The sequence below is a fragment of the Pseudomonas sp. A-RE-22 genome (genome assembly GCF_019956035.1).
GTDB classification, from domain to species: domain Bacteria; phylum Pseudomonadota; class Gammaproteobacteria; order Pseudomonadales; family Pseudomonadaceae; genus Aquipseudomonas; species Aquipseudomonas brassicacearum.
The window spans coordinates 1-17,141 of record NZ_JAHBCZ010000047.1; the positions used below are offsets into that span (position 1 = coordinate 1).

Annotated in this window: 17 protein-coding genes; 6 read left to right on the forward strand and 11 right to left on the reverse strand. The window is 61.0% G+C overall.

Going from position 1 to position 17,141, the window contains the following annotated elements:
* From KGA89_RS22070 to KGA89_RS22085, 4 genes are all read right to left on the reverse strand, one after another.
* Positions 1 to 2,838: DUF6531 domain-containing protein (locus KGA89_RS22070; RefSeq protein WP_223472538.1), on the reverse strand; the 2,838-nt coding region annotated here is incomplete at its 3' end.
* Positions 2,839 to 2,972: 134 nt separating this feature from the next.
* Positions 2,973 to 3,431: a GNAT family N-acetyltransferase gene (locus tag KGA89_RS22075; RefSeq protein ID WP_013694296.1), complete on the reverse strand. Its 459-nt coding sequence runs from the start codon at positions 3,429 to 3,431 to the stop codon at positions 2,973 to 2,975.
* Between the two features lie 102 nt (positions 3,432 to 3,533).
* Positions 3,534 to 4,496 (reverse strand): nucleotidyl transferase AbiEii/AbiGii toxin family protein, encoded by a 963-nt coding sequence (locus KGA89_RS22080; protein WP_027912225.1) that lies wholly within the window; start codon positions 4,494 to 4,496, stop codon positions 3,534 to 3,536.
* The gene (locus KGA89_RS22085; RefSeq protein WP_003205962.1) at positions 4,477 to 4,884 is read right to left on the reverse strand and encodes a DUF6088 family protein; all 408 of its coding nucleotides are present in this window, start codon (positions 4,882 to 4,884) and stop codon (positions 4,477 to 4,479) included. Before KGA89_RS22085 ends, KGA89_RS22080 begins: the two co-directional genes overlap by 20 nt.
* 411 nt (positions 4,885 to 5,295) lie before the next feature.
* Between KGA89_RS22085 and KGA89_RS22090 the strand changes: the two genes are divergently transcribed.
* Genes KGA89_RS22090 through KGA89_RS22115 form a run of 6 tightly spaced genes read left to right on the forward strand, consistent with a single transcriptional unit; the run spans position 5,296 to position 11,041 of the window.
* Positions 5,296 to 5,919 carry a CDP-alcohol phosphatidyltransferase family protein gene (locus KGA89_RS22090; protein ID WP_013694298.1) on the forward strand — a complete coding sequence of 208 codons (624 nt, stop codon included), beginning with the start codon at positions 5,296 to 5,298 and terminating at the stop codon, positions 5,917 to 5,919.
* Positions 5,920 to 5,930: 11 nt separating this feature from the next.
* A complete protein-coding gene (locus tag KGA89_RS22095; protein ID WP_223472539.1) occupies positions 5,931 to 7,688 on the forward strand; it encodes a bifunctional alpha/beta hydrolase/class I SAM-dependent methyltransferase in 1,758 nt (585 codons plus the stop codon).
* A complete protein-coding gene (locus KGA89_RS22100) occupies positions 7,688 to 9,025 on the forward strand; it encodes a phosphatase PAP2/dual specificity phosphatase family protein (RefSeq protein WP_223472540.1) in 1,338 nt (445 codons plus the stop codon). The genes KGA89_RS22095 and KGA89_RS22100 overlap by 1 nt, the downstream gene beginning before the upstream one ends.
* Positions 9,022 to 9,477 carry a hypothetical protein gene (locus KGA89_RS22105; RefSeq protein ID WP_223472541.1) on the forward strand — a complete coding sequence of 152 codons (456 nt, stop codon included), beginning with the start codon at positions 9,022 to 9,024 and terminating at the stop codon, positions 9,475 to 9,477. The genes KGA89_RS22100 and KGA89_RS22105 overlap by 4 nt, the downstream gene beginning before the upstream one ends.
* Before the next feature lie 9 nt (positions 9,478 to 9,486).
* On the forward strand, positions 9,487 to 10,107 hold the full coding sequence (locus tag KGA89_RS22110; protein ID WP_223472542.1) for a lysophospholipid acyltransferase family protein: 621 nt from the start codon (positions 9,487 to 9,489) through the stop codon (positions 10,105 to 10,107).
* 1 nt (position 10,108) lies between these two features.
* Positions 10,109 to 11,041 (forward strand): phosphatidate cytidylyltransferase, encoded by a 933-nt coding sequence (locus KGA89_RS22115; RefSeq protein ID WP_003205974.1) that lies wholly within the window; start codon positions 10,109 to 10,111, stop codon positions 11,039 to 11,041.
* A gap of 139 nt (positions 11,042 to 11,180) precedes the next feature.
* Here the strand turns inward: KGA89_RS22115 and KGA89_RS22120 are convergent, their stop codons facing one another.
* The 7 genes from KGA89_RS22120 to KGA89_RS22150 all read right to left on the reverse strand — a co-directional run bounded on the left by KGA89_RS22120 (position 11,181) and on the right by KGA89_RS22150 (position 16,810).
* Entirely contained in the window at positions 11,181 to 12,338 is a 1,158-nt protein-coding gene (locus KGA89_RS22120) for a glutathionylspermidine synthase family protein (protein WP_223472543.1), read from the reverse strand.
* 12 nt (positions 12,339 to 12,350) lie between these two features.
* Positions 12,351 to 13,052, reverse strand: a complete 702-nt coding sequence (locus KGA89_RS22125) for a DUF1190 domain-containing protein (protein WP_223472544.1) — start codon at positions 13,050 to 13,052, stop codon at positions 12,351 to 12,353.
* A 19-nt stretch (positions 13,053 to 13,071) separates the two neighbouring features.
* The gene (locus KGA89_RS22130) at positions 13,072 to 13,500 is read right to left on the reverse strand and encodes a DUF350 domain-containing protein (protein ID WP_003205981.1); all 429 of its coding nucleotides are present in this window, start codon (positions 13,498 to 13,500) and stop codon (positions 13,072 to 13,074) included.
* A 15-nt stretch (positions 13,501 to 13,515) separates the two neighbouring features.
* On the reverse strand, positions 13,516 to 14,178 hold the full coding sequence (locus KGA89_RS22135; RefSeq protein ID WP_223472545.1) for a DUF2491 family protein: 663 nt from the start codon (positions 14,176 to 14,178) through the stop codon (positions 13,516 to 13,518).
* Complete coding sequence (locus KGA89_RS22140; RefSeq protein WP_223472546.1) at positions 14,165 to 15,199, reverse strand: ion channel; 1,035 nt, start codon at positions 15,197 to 15,199, stop codon at positions 14,165 to 14,167. The genes KGA89_RS22135 and KGA89_RS22140 overlap by 14 nt, the downstream gene beginning before the upstream one ends.
* Before the next feature lie 308 nt (positions 15,200 to 15,507).
* Positions 15,508 to 16,206, reverse strand: a complete 699-nt coding sequence (locus tag KGA89_RS22145; protein WP_003205987.1) for a PspA/IM30 family protein — start codon at positions 16,204 to 16,206, stop codon at positions 15,508 to 15,510.
* 22 nt (positions 16,207 to 16,228) lie between these two features.
* The gene (locus tag KGA89_RS22150; RefSeq protein ID WP_013694303.1) at positions 16,229 to 16,810 is read right to left on the reverse strand and encodes a YjfI family protein; all 582 of its coding nucleotides are present in this window, start codon (positions 16,808 to 16,810) and stop codon (positions 16,229 to 16,231) included.
* Positions 16,811 to 17,141: the final 331 nt, after the last annotated feature.

Genomic DNA, 17,141 nt, shown 5'->3' on the forward strand with positions numbered 1-17,141 from the left:
GCTGCCGTCGGGGTTCAGGCGGCGGCTGACCAGGTGCAGGTCGTCGGCGTATTCGTAGCGGGTGACCCGCCCTTGTTCATCGCACTCGGCGGTGACCTTGCCGTAGGCGTTGTAGCGCCAGGTCCGGGTGGCACCGTTGGGCAAGGTCACCTGTAGCAGTCGGCCGACGGCGTCCCATCGGTAGTGCGTGAGCGCGCCGTGTTCGTCCTGGCGGCTGAGTAACCGCCCCAGGGCGTCGTAGGAAAAACACCGGCGACCGCCGTCGGGCAGGATCTCTTCGGTCAGTTGGCCCAGGCGACTCCAGGTGAAGCGATGTTCGCCACCGTCCGGGGCATACGTCGCCAGCAGTTGCCCATGGGCGTCGTAGGCATATTCCGTGCGCCGGCCGTCCGGATCGATGAGGACGATCACGTCGCCGCGGGCATTGCGCCGGTAGGTCCACACGGCCTTGCCGCGTGAACGGGCGTGCAGGAAACCGTTGCGGTATTCGTAGGACGTCGGCGCCTCATCCGGGGGAAGCAGCGCCACCAGCCGTCCGACCTCGTCGTAGCGGTATTCGCTGACCGCCCCCAACGGGTCCTGCTCAGCAATCAGCCGGCCCTGTTCGTCGTAGGCCTTGAGGTGCTCGCCGCCGTCGGGCTCGACCTTGCGCACCAGCCGCGCCCGCTCGTCGTGGACATACACCTCCTGGCTGCCGTCCAGGTGCCGGACCGTGACGCTGCCGTCTTCGCCCCAGGTGTAGCGGCTGTCCATCTGCGCAAACGAGGCCCAATGCCGTACGCAGCGGGACGCCGGCCCGACGCCTTGCCACTCCCAGTAGAAACTCGCTCCACCGGCCAGTTGTCGCTGGAGGATGACGTGTTGGTCGTCGTAGTCGTAGCGCTCGCTTTCACCGGCGGCATTGGTCGCTTCGATCAGTCGGAAACGTCCGTCGTAGCGGTAGGACACCAGCGTCTGTTCGGTCCGCCAGGCCTCGTCGAGGCTGATGGCGGGATGGAAGCTCTGGTAGTCGACGGCGATCAGGTGGCGCTGTTCGTAACGCAGGCGCAAGGCGCGCCCGGCGCCGTTGTCCAGGCGGCTGATGTCGCCATGGATGTTGCGCAGGATGGTCAGGCGGTTGTCGTAGCGGTCGCTGAGGGCGCTCAGGTGGCCGTCGCGAAAGTGCAGGAATGGAGCGTTTTCGCCGGGTTGGGCGACGATCAGTTCGTCCGGCTCGGAGCCCAGGTAGATCGCTGCGCGGGCCAGGCTGTTGTGGATCGCCGGACGCTGGGCGCTGGGCAGCGGAAAGGTCGTGCGGCGGTTCTCCTGGTCGACCCAGGTGACCTGCTCGCCTTTGAGCTCCAAGCGATGGGCCAGGGCATGGCTCCAACCGCGCCCGAGGCCGACATCCAGGTCAGCGGCGCTGGTGCGGTACAAACGGGTGAAGACGAACGGCAAGCGACCATCGAGGGTGCCGTCGTCGAGGGTCAGCAGTTCTTCGCCGGTGACCATCGACACCGGGCAGCCGCTGGTCTGGGTCTGGGACGCGGTGTCGGCGGGGTCGCCGTTGGGGTTTTTCGACTGGGCCGGGGCGTCGTCGTGGGGTTCGTGCTCGCTCAGGCGTGTAGAGGGCTGGGATTTTTCCCGCGCCACGGCGGCTGGATTGCTGACGGACAGGGGGGCAGAGTGTTCGGGGGTGATGTGCAAAGGTCCGACAGGCGTCGGTTTTAAAGGTCCGCGCTGGCTGACCACCAACGGTTTGAGCACATCGGCATGCTGATTGAGCCGGTCAGGGGCGAGTTGGCCCAATCTCAGGCTCGACGCCAGCAACCACTCCCGGGCCCGCTCGGAGCGGACCCGGCCCAGCACGTTTCCGCTCATGCGCAGCCCCAGGCCCAGCCCCCCGGTCAAACGCATCAGCAGGAAATTGATCAGTACCGAGGCGCGCAGCTCTCCGACAACTTCGGCCACGTACTGAGGCGGCAACATTCGCACCCAACTGGTGAACGCGGCCACGTGGACGAAGAGCAACGGCTCGTCGCTCAACACCATCAGCCCTTTGGCGATCGCCTCGGAGGACGCCCTCAGTAGCTGTTCAAGCTCGACTTGAGTCAGGTACTCCAACAACTTTTCGCTGTTGGCCTGCAAGTCGGCCAGCAGCCCGAAAACCTGTTTAACGTCGTCCCACAGCTGATGCAGGGCATTTTTGAAGCCGCGCCAATCGGCTTGCTGCAACGCGCTGTAACGCTCGAGAAACCCGGCCTCGGAAAACTCCGTCCACAGCGGTTGAAACTGCTCCCACTCCGCTTTCAGCCAGCCCTCGAGTTCGTCGATCACGCCTTGGTAAGACGCGTACAACGCCTTGACGTGATCAGCCTTGACATGGGGGAAAAAGGTGATGCGATAACGCTGGCCTCGCCAACACTCAGGGACTTCCAGAATGCCGCTGGGGCCGATTACGTGATGGATCGGCTCACCGAAAGTTTCCTGCCCTGGCTCGCCCCCAATGACCGGTTCCAGCATCACCGGCGTGTCGCCAATCGGCACGAAGCGCGCCGCCTGGAACATGTGCACCAGCGTCAGCGGCCCCTCCGCCGGACAAGCCACCACCGTGGCGCTGATGGGTTTATCCAGGTTTTTCGGCGCGGCCAGGGAAACCTCATTGCCGACCTTGAACACTTGCTCAAGATCCAGCGCCCAACCGGCCCAGAAGCTTTCAGCCCAAGAGTCGTAGTCGTTCAGGCAGGTTCGAAAATCCCGGAAAACTGCTTCGACATCCGGCTGCTCGGGGTCCATGACTGCCATCACCAGCGAACCAATGACGTTGCCTTGGGCAAGGGTTTTGTCGTAGTTGGGCATGCAGGCAGCTCGCGGCGCAGGAGTGGGCGCGAGACTCTGCCTGCGATGGCGAGAGAAATAAGTCAGGAAAAGAGGGAATGGATGTAGGGCGATTCGCTAAATTTAGACGCTTGGCGTGGAAAACCCGCCGATGACTATAAACACCGAGCCATCAGCCACTGCCCTTTCCCCCAAGCCTCAAAGCGCTCCAGCACGTCCCAACCCAGCTTGGCGTAATAATCACGTTGGCTGTGGGTGTGCAGGAACAAGGTGATGATTCCAGCCTCTCGCGCATGGTTGCATATGCCTTCGATCAACTGCGCTGCAAGCCCTCTGCGTCGAGCCTCTGGGGTGATGAACACACACGCCAGCCATGGGCCCAGCTCTGGCCGGTCAGGCAGGTCGTGGCTGGCCAGTGAAGCGCCGCCGAGCAACTGGTCGTGTTCCATGGCGATCAGGCACTTCCAGCGGCCATCGTGCTGCCCCGCAGCGAATTCCTGCTGCCAACTGGCGAGCGATTGCTGGGCAAATTCATAACTGAATTCCCGATGGAGCCACTCGGCCATCTGGTCGCTTTTATCCATGTGGTTAGTGAGCCAATCCATTTGCAGCATTTGAAACACTCCTTGTATTTAGTCAGCCGGCCACTGACCCGCTTTGCTCGAAAGAAGACACCCGCGTGCAGAATCCCTTAACCCGTTTATGATCCGAGAGTTTCACAGTGTCCGAATCAACGCTTCGGCGTGCAGACGAAACACGACATAAGCTTCATCAAAGCTCGGGCGGACATTGCCAAAAATCAGCGGCATGAGCTTCGCGTCGTACTGGCTACGAATCAGCGCATCCGAACTCGCCTGATGGAGAGCGCTCCGCATGACATCTCCCGGATCGTCAGCAAATGGAGGAAACTGCCGACCAAATTCGAGCGCATCAAACTCCACCAGACGTTTGAAACCGAGAGCGGCTCGTTCGCCAACAGCGGGATCGCCACGGCTTATGCAGTAAACATCATAGATATGCCGCACCAATGTATCGTCCCATGGCTGGAGCATGGCTCCGGCTTGGTGTTGGGCATAGCGGCGAAGAAACGAAATGACTTTCTCCGCAAGCGTTTCCTCAACCGCTACGCAGGCAATATCGTCCAATCGCCCAGACCTTGCGGCGAGTCGATTGACCAGGTATTCCAGCGGCTGCTGAGTCACTTCAAACTGTGGGATTCGCGCAGTCAGCTCAAGACTTAGATAAGGGCGCAAACTGGTGTCGTGAGGGTATTGCGGGGCATATTGCCAACGACTGGCGAAGTATCGGTTTTCATTCCGGGCAACACGCGCTTCCACGATTTCCTCAAAACCGAGACCGGCGAGGACATGACAGACCTGAGCTTTCAGGTTGCTGAGATGCCGCTTCTGAGCCGAGGCACTTAACGCATCAGGCTCGTCCAAAACGATCTTTAAGTCGACGTCCTCAGACATACGCTCGATCAGTTGGTAAGCCTTCGATAGGCTTGTACCACCGCAAAACACCAGGCGAACACCTGGAAACCGCATCCCCATCAGAGCTTGCAAAGCATCCGTCACGTGGACGTCTTTTTCCAGGATGCTAGCCGTAAGTAGTCCGACATCAACCTCAGCCAACACCGCATCGATTAACTCGACCTGTTCAGGCGTGATGATTTTCATAAACGACGTACCGACCACCGAAGCCGAGCTTGCGATTAATACGCCGTGACCCCGTGTCAAAAACGATGCCGGCGGGTAGCTGCAAGCTATCGCTGGCGTTGTATTCACGCACTGCGCGTCCCGCCGTGATCTTCACGCCAAGCTTTTGCAGAACCAAAGGTGCCAGGACTTCAAGGGGGCGAACCGGTATCGGCTTGCCCGTAAGGACACTGGCCTTGGCCTTTGCGAACACACCCACGCCGAGCTTGACCAGTACGCCGTTGGCCACCAGATGACGCAGCGCTCGGGATACCTGCGCGGGGCTGCCAAAGTCGGAAAACTCGGAGCGTAGAAACACATCGTCCTTTCGCAAGGCGATTGACCTTTTAAGCCGCTCTTCGATAACCATGACTTACCTCCCGGCAGCACCTAACAAAAATTAACTCTCAACAAATTGTTTTATAAGGAGATTTAAATACAAATAGTGCTCACAACTCGCTCAGTATAAATCAGAGTCAAAACATCGGCCAATGCAGCCTTGAAACAGGATCGCATGCACAGCGCACAATTCATTTCAGGCACAAAACCTGTGGGAGCGGGCTTGCTCGCGAATGCGCTGGGTCAGCCGCCATTGATGTTGACTGAAACACCGCATTCGCGAGCAAGCTCGCTCCCACATTGGCTATTTCTTGCACAGATCACTGGTTTTAGATGCCTACCCGCGCGCATTCTCGAGAAATACCCGCCTGCAACCCTTCAACCTATCGTAATCTCGCACCTGTATAAGCCCAGCCCCGCAACCGGCCGAGATCTCACCCCGATGCCCTCCATCTACCAACTCAAGCCCGCCTTTCAAAATCTGCTGCGCCCCATGGTTCAACGCCTCTACAACAACGGTGTCACCGCCAACCAGGTCACGGTGCTCGCCGGCATCGTTTCAGTCCTGGTCGGTGCGGTCATCGCCTGGTTTGCCAACCATCCGTGGATCTTCGTCCTGGTGCCAATCTGGATGATCCTGCGCATGGCGTTGAATGCCGTGGACGGCATGTTGGCCCGGGAGTTTGGTCAGCAATCGCATCTGGGCGCCTACCTCAATGAGCTATGCGATATCATCGCCGACGCTGCCCTGATCCTGCCTTTTGCCCTGTTTGCCGATACCAGTCTGTTGCTCGTGTTGTTGGTCACGCTGTTGGCGTTGTTCAGCGAATACGCCGGCGTGCTCGGGGCGATGGTGGGGGCTTCGCGGCGGTATGACGGGCCGATGGGCAAGAGTGATCGCGCCTTTGTGTTGGGCGTGCTGGCGACCGGCATTGCCCTGGGTTGGCTCGGGGCGCTCTGGGTAGATGGTGTGATGGCGGTGGTTGCCGCCCTGCTGGTTTATACCTTGGTCAATCGGGTCCGTCATGGCCTGGACCAAGTGAAGGAAAACGCTCCCTCAGCATAAAGGAACTTGCAATGCGCGAAGCCCAGGAACTGACGTTCACCACCCACGATGGCGTGGAGTTGTTCTACCGGCACTGGCCGGCTGTCGACGCGGCGGCGGGTGAGCCCCGCCAGGCTGTGTTGTTGTTTCATCGCGGTCATGAACACTCCGGGCGCATTGCGCACCTGGTGGATGAACTGGACCTGCCCGGGTTCGACTTCTTTGCCTGGGACTCGCGCGGCCATGGCCAGTCGCCTGGTGAACGGGGCGACAGCCCGAGTTTTGCCACCAGTGCACGGGATGTGCAGACCTTCTGCGATCACATCGGCGCGGCGCATCAGATCGACGAAGCGAACATCGCCGTGGTCGCACAAAGCGTCGGCGCGGTGATCGCGTCCACCTGGGTCCACGACTACGCGCCGCGCATTCGCTCGCTGGTGCTGGCGTCGCCGGCGTTCAAGGTCAAGCTCTACGTGCCATTCGCCCGTCCGGGCCTGGCGCTGATGCGCAAGTTGCGTGGCAATTTCTTCGTCAACAGCTACGTCAAGGCGAAATTCCTCAGCCATGACCCGGAGCGCGTGGCGTCCTACGACAGCGACCCGTTGATCACCAAGGCCATTTCGGTGAACGTGCTGCTGGGCCTGTACGAAGCCGCCGACCGCGTGGTGGCCGATGCCCAGGCGATCCAGGTGCCGACGCAACTGTTGATCTCCGGATCGGACTTTGTCGTGCACCGCAAACCCCAGGAGCAGTTCTTCGAGCGCCTGGGCAGCCTGCACAAAGAGAAGCACATCCTGCCGGGTTTCTTCCACGACACCCTCGGCGAGAAGAACCGCGCGCCGGCCGTTGCCAGTGCCCGCCGCTTCATCCTGCAGAACTTTGCCCGACCGCTGGACCGCCCTTCCCTGCTCGACGCCGATCGCCTGGGCGCGACCTGCGCCGAAGCCGAAACCCTGGCCACGTCGCTGCCGCACAATTCGTTGCGCGACCTCTACTGGCGCATGACCCGCGCCAGCATGCGCTTTGGCAGCAAGTTGTCGGCCGGGGTGAAGCTGGGCTTCGACACCGGGTTCGACTCCGGCAGTACCCTGGATTACGTCTACCGCAACCGCCCCACCGGCACCTCGGCGCTGGGCAAGATGATTGACCAGAACTACCTGAACTCCATCGGCTGGCGCGGCATTCGCCAACGCAAGCTGAACGTCGAGGAATTGCTGCGCCTGGCGATGGCCGAATTGCGCGCCCAAGACCGCGAGGTGCGCATCGTCGACATCGCCGCCGGCCATGGCCGCTACATTCTCGAAGCGCTGCAAGGCGTCAGCCCGTTGCCCGAGTCGATCCTGCTGCGCGACTACAGCGACATCAACGTGCGCGACGGCAGTGCGCTGATCGTGGAAAAAGGCTTGGGCGATATCGCCCGATTCGTCAAAGGCGATGCCTTCGACCGCCAGGATCTGGCAGCGTTGGAACCGAAACCAACCCTCGCCGTGGTGTCGGGCCTGTACGAGTTGTTTGCCGACAACCAACTGGTCGGTGGCTCCCTCGCCGGCCTGGCCGAAGCCGTGGAGCCTGGCGGTTTCCTGGTCTACACCGGCCAGCCGTGGCACCCGCAACTGGAGCTGATCGCCCGCGCCCTCACCAGCCACCGCGCAGGTCAGGCCTGGGTGATGCGTCGACGCACCCAGGCAGAGATGGATCAATTGGTTGAGGCGGCGGGCTTCCGCAAGATCACCCTGCGGGTCGATGAATGGGGCATTTTCAGCGTTTCGCTGGCCCAGCGAGTGCAGTAATGAGCGCCGTCATCACCCCGGCCCGCGAGCCCGCACTGCTGAAACCGGCGGTGCTGTGGCTGCTGTTGCTGGCGCCGCTGTTCTTCACCACCTATGGCTTCGCCACCTGGGTCACGTCCCAGCGTGACGACGTCGGCACGCTGGTGTTCGCCTGGGAAAGCCACATGCCGTTCATGGCCTGGACCATCGTGCCTTACTGGTCGATTGATCTGCTGTACGGCCTGTCCTTGCTGTTGCCCACCAGCCGCGAAGAACTCAAGCGCCACGCCTTGCGCCTGCTCACGGCCCAGGCGATTGCGGTCAGTTGCTTCCTGCTCTGGCCGTTGCGCTTTACCTTCCCCCGTCCGGAAATGGACGGGGTGTTCGGTTGGTTGTTCGAAGTGCTGGCGGGTTTCGACAAGCCGTTCAACCAGGCGCCGTCGCTGCACATCGCGTTGCTGGTGGTGCTGTGGGTCTGCTATCAGCGGCATCTGCAGGGCTTCTGGCGCTGGGTGATGCACGGTTGGTTCGCATTGATCGGCGTGTCGGTGCTGACCACTTATCAACATCACTTCATTGACCTGCCCACGGGCGCGCTGGCCGGTTGGCTGTGTGTCTGGCTGTGGCCGCTGGACCGTCCGAGTCCGCTGCTGAGTGCGCGGCTGGCGGTAGATCCTGCCCGCCGACGCTTGGCCTTGCGTTATGGCTTGGGCGCGGCGGCGCTGTTCATCCCGGCGTTTGCCTTCGGCGGCGCGTGGCTCTGGCTGATCTGGCCGGCGGTCGCGGTGCTCATGGTGGCGCTGAATTACCTGTTGTTCGGTGCCGACGGTTTCCAGAAGCGTGCCGATGGTCGCTTGAGTCCGGCGGCGCGCTGGTTGCTGGCGCCTTATCTGGCGGCGGCGTGGATCAATTCGCGCAGTTGGACGCGCAAGCATCCGCAGCCGGACCAGGTGGCGGATAACGTCTGGCTGGGGCGCATCCCCACGCCGATGGAGCTGAAGGACAGTGCGTTTACCGGGGTGCTCGACCTCTGCGCAGAACTGTCCATGGACAGCACGGGCGTCGCCTATCGCTCATTGCCGGTGCTCGACCTGACCGCTCCGACCGCCGAGCAATGCCTGAAAGCGGCAGAAGCCATCGAAAGCCTGCGCCAGCACGGGCCGGTGCTGGTCTGCTGCGCCCTGGGTTATTCGCGCAGCGCCACGGCGGTGGTTGCCTGGTTGTTGCACAGTGGGCGGGCAGCGAACGTTGACGCGGCGATCGTGCAAATCCAGCGCGCTCGACCGCGTATCGTCTTGCACGCGGCGCACCGTCGCGCGCTGGAACAGTTATCCACAGCACAGGGGGAATATCCATGATCACTGATATGGAGCTCCACACCGTGGCGAGCCTGTTGCGCCGGGGCCATTCGCTGGATCAACTGTCCACCGGGCTGACGCTGCTGGCGGTACTGCTGGGGTTCGGGCAGTGGCTGGTGGGCGTTATCGATCCGCGGTTGCTGCTGTTGAGTGCCGCACTGATCGTCCTCGGGGTGCTGGAGAAATACTGGGCGCTGCGCGTGGCATTCGATGCCGATCTGTTCCAGCGCATGGCTGACAGCAGCCAATCCCTGGCCGAACGCACCTATACCTTGGACCAGGCCCTCACCTCGCTGGGCCTGCAACCGGCCGCACGTGCAGGCCGTCTGTGGACCGAACGCCGGCACGGCGCGTTGTTGCTGCTGCGCCGGCAATCGCGGTTGCTGGCTGCACAAGTTGTCTTGACGCTGGGCTTCATCCTGGCCAGTCCCTGGCTAGCTTTCTCAGGATAAGGAATCCTCATGTTCGAACCCGTGGTCGCCAACCTCATCACCTCCGCCGCCCGCATGGTCACGGGCGCTCGCAGCCTGTGGCTCGGCTGCGCGCCGACGCCGGTGCAGCGGATCTACTTCGCCAACCACAGCAGCCACGGTGACTTCGTGTTGCTCTGGGCCTCGCTGCCGCCAGCGCTGCGCAGGCTCACCCGCCCGGTGGCGGGAGCCGACTATTGGCAAACCAGCCCGGTGCGGCGCTACATCATCAACCGGGTGTTCAACGGCGTGCTGGTGGACCGCGAGCGCAAGGATCCTTCCTACAGCCCATTGCAGCCGATGCTCGATGCGCTGGAAAACGGCGACTCGCTGATCATCTTTCCGGAAGGCACACGCAATCCGGAGGAAGGCCTGTTGCCCTTCAAGAGCGGGATCTATCACTTGATGAAGAATCACCCCGAGGTCGAGGTGATCCCGGTGTGGATCGCCAACCTCAACCGCGTCATGCCCAAGGGCCGGGTTCTGCCTCTGCCACTGTTATGCACCACCAGTTTCGGCGCACCGCTGTGCATCGAAGAAGGTGAAAGCAAAGAGCAATTTCTTGAACGCAGTCGCGCCGCGCTGCTGGCACTGGCCCCGGAGCACGTCTGACATGGATCGATATACCCTGATGTTGTTTGGCGGGATCGGCGCCATTCTGGTGCTGGCTTCGTTGATCGGTTTCATTCTCAGGCTGCGGACCAAAGGCGCGCCGAATTCCGTCATCGACAACCTCAATGCGCGGATCAATGCCTGGTGGATCATGGTGCTGGTGATCGGCATCGCGTTCTGGCTCGGCAACGCGGCGGTGATCCTGTTGTTCTACGCGGTGTCGTTCTACGCCCTGCGGGAATTCCTGACCCTGACACCGACCCGGCGCAGTGATTATCCGGCCCTGGTGGCCGCGTTCTACCTGGCGCTGCCGCTGCAATACCTGTTGATCTACTACGACTGGTACGGGCTGTTTTCGATCTTCATCCCGGTGTATGTGTTCCTGCTGCTGCCGATCCTGGCGTCTCTGGGCGGCGACAGCACGCACTTCCTGGAGCGCGCTTCCAAGGTTCAGTGGGGCTTGATGATCGCGGTGTTCTGCATCTCCTTCGTCCCGGCCCTGCTGACGTTGGACATCGCCGGTTTCGAAGGGCGCAACCTGTTGCTGATCGCGTATCTGGTGATCGTGGTGCAGCTCTCGGATGTGTTGCAGTACGTCTGCGGCAAGCTGTTCGGCAAACACAAGATCGCGCCGAACCTGTCGCCCTCGAAAACCGTGGAAGGGTTTGTCGGCGGCATTTTCCTGGCCTCGCTGATCGGTGGCGCGCTGTGGTGGATCACGCCGTTCAATCCCTGGCAGTCGTTCCTCATCGCCTTGCTGATCAACTTGCTGGGGTTCGCTGGCGGCATCGTCATGTCAGCGATCAAGCGCGACCGCGGCGTCAAGGACTGGGGCCACATGATCGAAGGCCACGGCGGCATGCTCGACCGGTTGGACTCGGTCTGCTTCGCGGCGCCGATCTTCTTCCACCTGGTGCGGTACTGGTGGACCTGAAAAAGCCTGTGACGAACACCTAAACCTGTGGGAGCGAGCTTGCTCGCGATAGGGCCAGGTCAGCCAACATTGATGTCGGCTGATCTACCGCTATCGCGAGCAAGCTCGCTCCCACTGGGGCTTGGGTGTGGAGGGAGAATCAGTCGAGGATCAGGTGCGGCAAGAACCGGCTTGAATCCTTGGTGATCAGGCTGTTGTCTTCCCGCACGCCAATGCCAGCGGCCTGGTCGCCGATGACCCAGGAGCCGATCAGGGTGTAGCTGTCGTCAAAGCGTGGCAGTGGCGCGAATTCCTGGAGGATGAACGGGGCGTCGGTGTAGGGGCCGTCTTCTTTTACGATCAGGCCATCAGCGGTCTGCAGCTCGATGTTGGCGCCCTCCCGGGAAAAGAACGGCTTGCGCACCCAGCCCTTGGGCACCGCTTTGCTCGTGTCGGTATCCAGGTGGGCCGCGAGCAGGTTCGGGTGGCCTTTGTTGAATTCCCAGAGCAGCGGCAGGATGCCTTTGTTCGAGATGATCGACTTCCAGGCCGGCTCGAAAAACTGCGTATCGCACTGGGCAATCGCTTCACCAAACGGCTCGTGGAAGATGAACTCCCAGGCATGCAGCTTGAACAGGTGCGGAATCCAGCGCTCTTCCAGGTCGACAAAACGCCCGTCACTGTTGAGGCCGATGTCTTCGATATCGATGTGCCGCGATTCAATGCCGACTTTTTCCGCGATCAGGCGCAAGTAGTCCGTGGTGCCCTTGTCTTCCACCGAGCCTTTCATCGAGGCGAAATAAAACGGCTCTTTGAGCTGCAACTGGGCAAAGGCCTGGTGCAGCTTGGTGTCGATGCTGTTGAACTGGTCGGCATGCTTGGGCAGCAAACCGCGCTCGATGCATTGCTCCAGCCAACCCCACTGGAACGCCGCCGCTTCGTAGAGGCTGGTCGGCGTGTCGTAGTTGAGCTCCAACAGCTTGGCGGGGCCGCTGCCGTTGTAGGAGAAATCCATACGCCCATACAGATGCGGGTGGCCTTCGAGCCATGAAGTGCGCACCAGGTCGAAAAACGGCGCGGGAATGCTCAGGCGTTCCAGCAGTTCTTCGCTCTGGACCACGCGGGCCACGAGGTCCATGCACATGTCATGGATCTCGGTGGTCGGGTCTTCCAGGTCGTCCTCGATCTGCTTGAGGGTGAACTGGTAGTACGCGCTTTCGTCCCAGTAGGGTTCGTCGTCGATGGTGTGGAACAGAAAGCCGAGCTGCTCGGCAGTCTGCTTCCAGTCATGACGTTCTGCGCAATGGATCTTCTTCATGGCGCTGGTTCCTCAACCGCCGGAGCTGCTCGAACCGCCCCAACCGCTGCGGGCACTGGACTTGCTGCCGAAGCCACCGCGAGACGTGGAGGACGCGACGGACATCGCCTTGCTGGTCTTGATGGAGTCGGTATAGCCGCCGTACCGCGCCTGGTTGGACTTGGTAAAGGTCGAGCCACTGGACACCCGCTGGCTGAGGGTCGAGGACCCGTAGTCGCCGCGATCATCGCGGTAGCGGTAGACCGGCTCGGAGTAATAGCTGTTGCGGTTGCCGCTCAACATGTTGCCGATCAGCATGCCGGTCAGCAGGTTGCCGAAGCCTGAACCACCGACGTTCGCTTCCGAAGCCGGCAATTGGGCCCGGGCAGCGTCGACCTGGGATTGCGTGACCTCGCCATCGGCGCTCAGCTCGAAACCACCCAGCTTGGGGATGAACTGACCGGACGAGTCCTGCTGGCACCAATCGGGGACAAAGTCGGCATCGCAATCGGCCTGGCTGACGTACGTCGGCGCGATGCGACGATGCTCGGCCATGGCGCTCATGTAGGCGTCGGCGCAAATGTCCACCGGCAGCTTTTCATCGACACATTGCTGGACGGACTGGAAGTTGTACTTCTTCTGCAACTTGTAGGTTTTTTCCGTAGGCCCGCAGCCGGATATCGCCAGGGCGACCGACGCGGCCAGCGAAAGCTGGACGTACTTGCTTCGTTTCATCGGGTTCTCCGTGGCGCAATCAGTTCGTGGAAGGCGTCATGCACGCGGCGTTCAACATGCCGACGCTGATGGCCACGGCAGCGATGTAGATACCCGCGGCGATTTCACCGTTCTTGATGCGCGCGGAAGCGCCCTTGAGCACCAGGCTGGTCACCAGGAACGCCAACAACTGAACGACAGCGGCGATCACCGCCCAGACGACGAAATCCAGCAGGCTGATCGAGTAGGCAATCACATTGCTGGCCGGGATGGCGAAACCAATGAGGGCACCGCTCAGGGCGATCGCCGCAGCCACGTTGCCCGAACGGATCAGTTCAAACTCTTTGTGTGGTGTGACATGGATGTAGATGAACTGAAACAGCGCGAACAGCACGGCGGCGCCGAGGATATAAAGGACGAAGCCGAACACGGCGGCCTTGTTCAGGGAAATGGAGAGCGCTTCAAGCATGGACTTCTTCCTTATTCAAAGAGTGTTCAGGTCAGTGGTGTACAGCGAAATACCCAGCGAAGTGCTCAGGCTGACAGTGCCTTCGGCGTCCTCTTCGACGGAGAACAGCAGGAACTCCCGGCGATCCGTCAGGCCGGTGTCGCGGGCGTACAGCATCGAACTGTGCTCGACGTTGTAGGATTCATCCGGGTTGCTCACGCGCTCGCTCAACGTCACCAGTTCTGTCTGGCCAGCCTCGGTGCCCCACTCGCGGGTGTACTCGACGCCGTCGTGGGTGTAGGTCGGCAGGCCGATCAGGCTTTCGGGGCCGGCCAGGCGACGCAACTCCGCTTCACTGTTGATCGTGACGTAGCTGAGGTAGTTGAACAGGATCACCGACTCGACCTGCCCGGCGATATCGCCACTGGTGTGCACTTGCAGCCAGTAGTCCTCGTCGTTCATGTAGCAACGCGACAGCCAGTTCGACTGCCCGAGGTCGACGATGCCCAGGCTCCAGATCTGTTGGGAGCCCGGGATGACCACGGTGCTGTTGCCGTCGAGCAACAACTTGAGCGTGGAGTCGAACATGACCTGCTTGCCGGAGGCCAGGCCCAGCGGCCCGGTGACAGGCGAGTTATTGCTGGTTGTCGTGTTCGCGTTCGGGGCCTCAAGCCCCATCAACTGTTTAAACCACCCCATGGGAAATTTCCTTGAGACGCGTGGAGGCGATGTAGAAGAGTTCTCCGCCCACGACGCGGGTGGCGCCGGGCGGGTTGATCGACGGGTGTCGGGCGCCCTTGGCGCGGTAACCAATCAGCGTAGCGTTGTGCTGTTCTTTCATCCGGGCATAAAGGTCACCGAACGTCGCTTCAAACGCCTCGGGTAGCTTCATCAGGTACTGAGTGGCGCCTTGGCCGACACAGAGCAATTCATTGATGACCACGGACGAGCCCGGGTCCTGGGAGGCACGCACCAGCATTTCGATGGCCATGCTGGAGGTGCATTCCAGGCTCGGCGCATAGGCGCTGGCGAGGGCGGCGATTTCGCTGTCATTGAAGTGCGCGACCACATGCCCGGCGGGCCCCAATTGATTGACCGCCAGCACGGTGGCCAGGGTCAGGTCGTCGGAATGGGTTCGCACCAGCACGCGTTCGGCACCCGGCACGCCGGCACGCTGCAACAGCGCGATGGAGGACAGGCTGTCGCCCTTGATGAACGATGTCTTGCCGGGCATGGGGTTTTCTTCGAGATCGCAATCGCAGATGACGATCAGGTTGTCATTGGACGTTTCGTCCTGCAGCAGCAATTCGATGACCCGCTCGCTGGAGGTGCCCTCCCAGCCGATGAGAACCGTGTGGCCGACCTTGCCGGTGAAATCGCCTTTGCCCTTCATGCCTTTTCTCCATACATCAATGACGCTGCTGGTGGTTTTGCCGATGACCGTCGTCAACAGGGCAATGCCCCCGAGCATGATCCAGGTCGCCACAAAAATTCGCCCGGCGGATGTCTGTGGCAACAGATCGCCATAGCCGACGGTGAGCGTGGTGGTGAGATAGAAGTAGATAAACGTGGCGGCGGCGATGAGGTGTTGCTCGCCCAGCAGCACCAGGCCGATCCAGGCCGTGGACAGGTGCACGCCCAACGCTATGGCCAGGCCCGCCCAGCCGAACCGATGGAAGAACGACGCCGCGTACGTGCGCAACAAAAGGAAAATCGACATTCGTCCCTGACTCCGTGGGGCTTCGTTCCTGGCGGGATCATCGCTCTGGCGTCTGAGGGCTCGAGCGTAGTGGCCGGACAGCATTAAACCTGCTGCGGGGCTTGGATAAAAGTACCTGCCTCACAATTAAATCCATGGCGTGCCGAACACTTTTGTGGCGAGGGACCTATGTAGGAGCTGTCGAGTGCAACGAGGCTGCGATCTTTCCCCAGACACTTGAATCTCAAGCGAAAGATCAAAAGATCGCAGGCTTCGCCAGCTCCTACAAAGTCCGGCACGAGCAAGTCCCTCACTACGGGCTTGACTGATTACTCAGCCGATTTTTTCTTCAAACGTTCCAGGATCGCATTGGCACTGCCTTCGTTCGGCGTGATGCCAGCGTCGCGCAGCTTGCGCTCCAGATCGGAGCCGGTCGAAGCCTCGGCCAGTTCGTCCTGGGCTTGCAGCTCGGCGGCACGTTGCTGTTGCTTGGCCTGCAGACGGTTGAGCGTACCGACGGCGGTTTCCAGCTTGCCATTGGCGCCGCCGCTGGCGATCGAAGCACTGACCTGGGCCTTCTGCACGCTTTCGCGGGCCTTGGCCATGTCCACCTGCTGACGCAGGCTTTTGATCCGGCTTTCGGCCTTGGTGATGTCTTTGCGCATGTTGTCCGCATAACCGCCGAATTCGGTCGCGTGCTTCTGCTCGGCGTCCAGTTCGTTGGTCAGGGTCGAAATGGCTTCGGCCACTTCCAGCGCCAGGTCTTCGCGGTTGGCCTGGATCGCGGCCAGGGCCTTGGCTTCCAGGTCCTTGATCTTGGCGTTGTATTCGCCGACGCGATCAGTCGCCAGCTTGTGCTTGGCCATGATGGTGACCAGTTCACGCTTGGCGTTGGCCAGCGCGCTGTCAGCATCGCGAATTTCCTGGTCGAGGATGCGCAGGGCCTGTTGGTCGACGATCGATTCACCGACTTCGCTGGCACCGCCACGCAATGCGGTGAACAATTTGCTCCAGATGGACTGAGTCATTGGATGGTTCCTGTTCGGTGAATTAAATGAAGAAGCGTTCGAAGGCTTCGCTGGCGCGCTGGACGTTGTCGACGAGGGTTTTGACCTCGGTCACGACGTTGGTCAGGCTGGAGTCGGAGCTCAGCGCACCGAACATGTTGTAGACGACCTGTCCGTTGGGCATGGTCTCGATGCCGATGGACGACAGCGGGAACATTTCCCGGCTGCGCAGCACGGCATCGTTGAAGGCCGCCACGTCGTTGATCGATTCGACGTCCACCAGGACGGTATCGACGATGATCTGGTCGCCCACCACCGCGATGTAGATCGGCAGGCCACCAAAATCATTCATTTCCAGCTTGATGCTGGACTCGGAGCCTTGAACGAGAGAGAGAGTGATGTCGTTCGCGACCACTTCGTCCAGGGCCTGAAGGGCGCTGTAGAGGCGATCGATGTTCCAGTTGTTACCTGCGCTCATGTAATCCTCCGACATGAATGAGCCAGCCAGAATCGGTTGGCGTAGCTGTTTCTCCATCTGCTTGAGCAGGCTTCGGTTTTCGGGAAGCACCCAAGTCTCGTGTTTCACATACCCGGCGGCACTCAGGCCCGCGCGCATCTGCTTCATGTAGAAGCTCGACGGCTTTTTCGCGGAGGGTTTGGCGCGCTCTCCCGTGCGGCTCGCTGAATCGGTCACAGACCCGTCTGGCGGATCTGATGGAGAGCTGGTTGGCATGATACTGACCCCACTGTGAAAAACTCACGCGTGAGAAACACTACAGGTACTTTCCAAACCTCACAATAGCTCACGCGTGAGATTTTTTTTAGCGACTCATCCTCCCTGTGGGAGCGAGCTTGCTCGCGATAGCGACCTACCAGACACCTCGATGCCGAATGTGCCGCCGTCATCGCGAGCAAGCTCGGCTCCCACAGGTTTTTTGAGCGTTCACAGATCAGGC

Bases quoted from the DNA above. Each gene is read 5' to 3' on its own strand.
- KGA89_RS22075 (WP_013694296.1), bottom strand. From the start codon at position 3,431: ATGCTGCAAATGGATTGGCTCACTAACCACATGGATAAAAGCGACCAG.
- KGA89_RS22080 (WP_027912225.1), bottom strand. From the start codon at position 4,496: ATGAAAATCATCACGCCTGAACAGGTCGAGTTAATCGATGCGGTGTTG.
- KGA89_RS22085 (WP_003205962.1), bottom strand. From the start codon at position 4,884: ATGGTTATCGAAGAGCGGCTTAAAAGGTCAATCGCCTTGCGAAAGGAC.
- KGA89_RS22090 (WP_013694298.1), top strand. From the start codon at position 5,296: ATGCCCTCCATCTACCAACTCAAGCCCGCCTTTCAAAATCTGCTGCGC.
- KGA89_RS22095 (WP_223472539.1), top strand. From the start codon at position 5,931: ATGCGCGAAGCCCAGGAACTGACGTTCACCACCCACGATGGCGTGGAG.
- KGA89_RS22100 (WP_223472540.1), top strand. From the start codon at position 7,688: ATGAGCGCCGTCATCACCCCGGCCCGCGAGCCCGCACTGCTGAAACCG.
- KGA89_RS22105 (WP_223472541.1), top strand. From the start codon at position 9,022: ATGATCACTGATATGGAGCTCCACACCGTGGCGAGCCTGTTGCGCCGG.
- KGA89_RS22110 (WP_223472542.1), top strand. From the start codon at position 9,487: ATGTTCGAACCCGTGGTCGCCAACCTCATCACCTCCGCCGCCCGCATG.
- KGA89_RS22115 (WP_003205974.1), top strand. From the start codon at position 10,109: ATGGATCGATATACCCTGATGTTGTTTGGCGGGATCGGCGCCATTCTG.
- KGA89_RS22120 (WP_223472543.1), bottom strand. From the start codon at position 12,338: ATGAAGAAGATCCATTGCGCAGAACGTCATGACTGGAAGCAGACTGCC.
- KGA89_RS22125 (WP_223472544.1), bottom strand. From the start codon at position 13,052: ATGAAACGAAGCAAGTACGTCCAGCTTTCGCTGGCCGCGTCGGTCGCC.
- KGA89_RS22130 (WP_003205981.1), bottom strand. From the start codon at position 13,500: ATGCTTGAAGCGCTCTCCATTTCCCTGAACAAGGCCGCCGTGTTCGGC.
- KGA89_RS22135 (WP_223472545.1), bottom strand. From the start codon at position 14,178: ATGGGGTGGTTTAAACAGTTGATGGGGCTTGAGGCCCCGAACGCGAAC.
- KGA89_RS22140 (WP_223472546.1), bottom strand. From the start codon at position 15,199: ATGTCGATTTTCCTTTTGTTGCGCACGTACGCGGCGTCGTTCTTCCAT.
- KGA89_RS22145 (WP_003205987.1), bottom strand. From the start codon at position 16,206: ATGACTCAGTCCATCTGGAGCAAATTGTTCACCGCATTGCGTGGCGGT.
- KGA89_RS22150 (WP_013694303.1), bottom strand. From the start codon at position 16,810: ATGAAGCAGATGCGCGCGGGCCTGAGTGCCGCCGGGTATGTGAAACAC.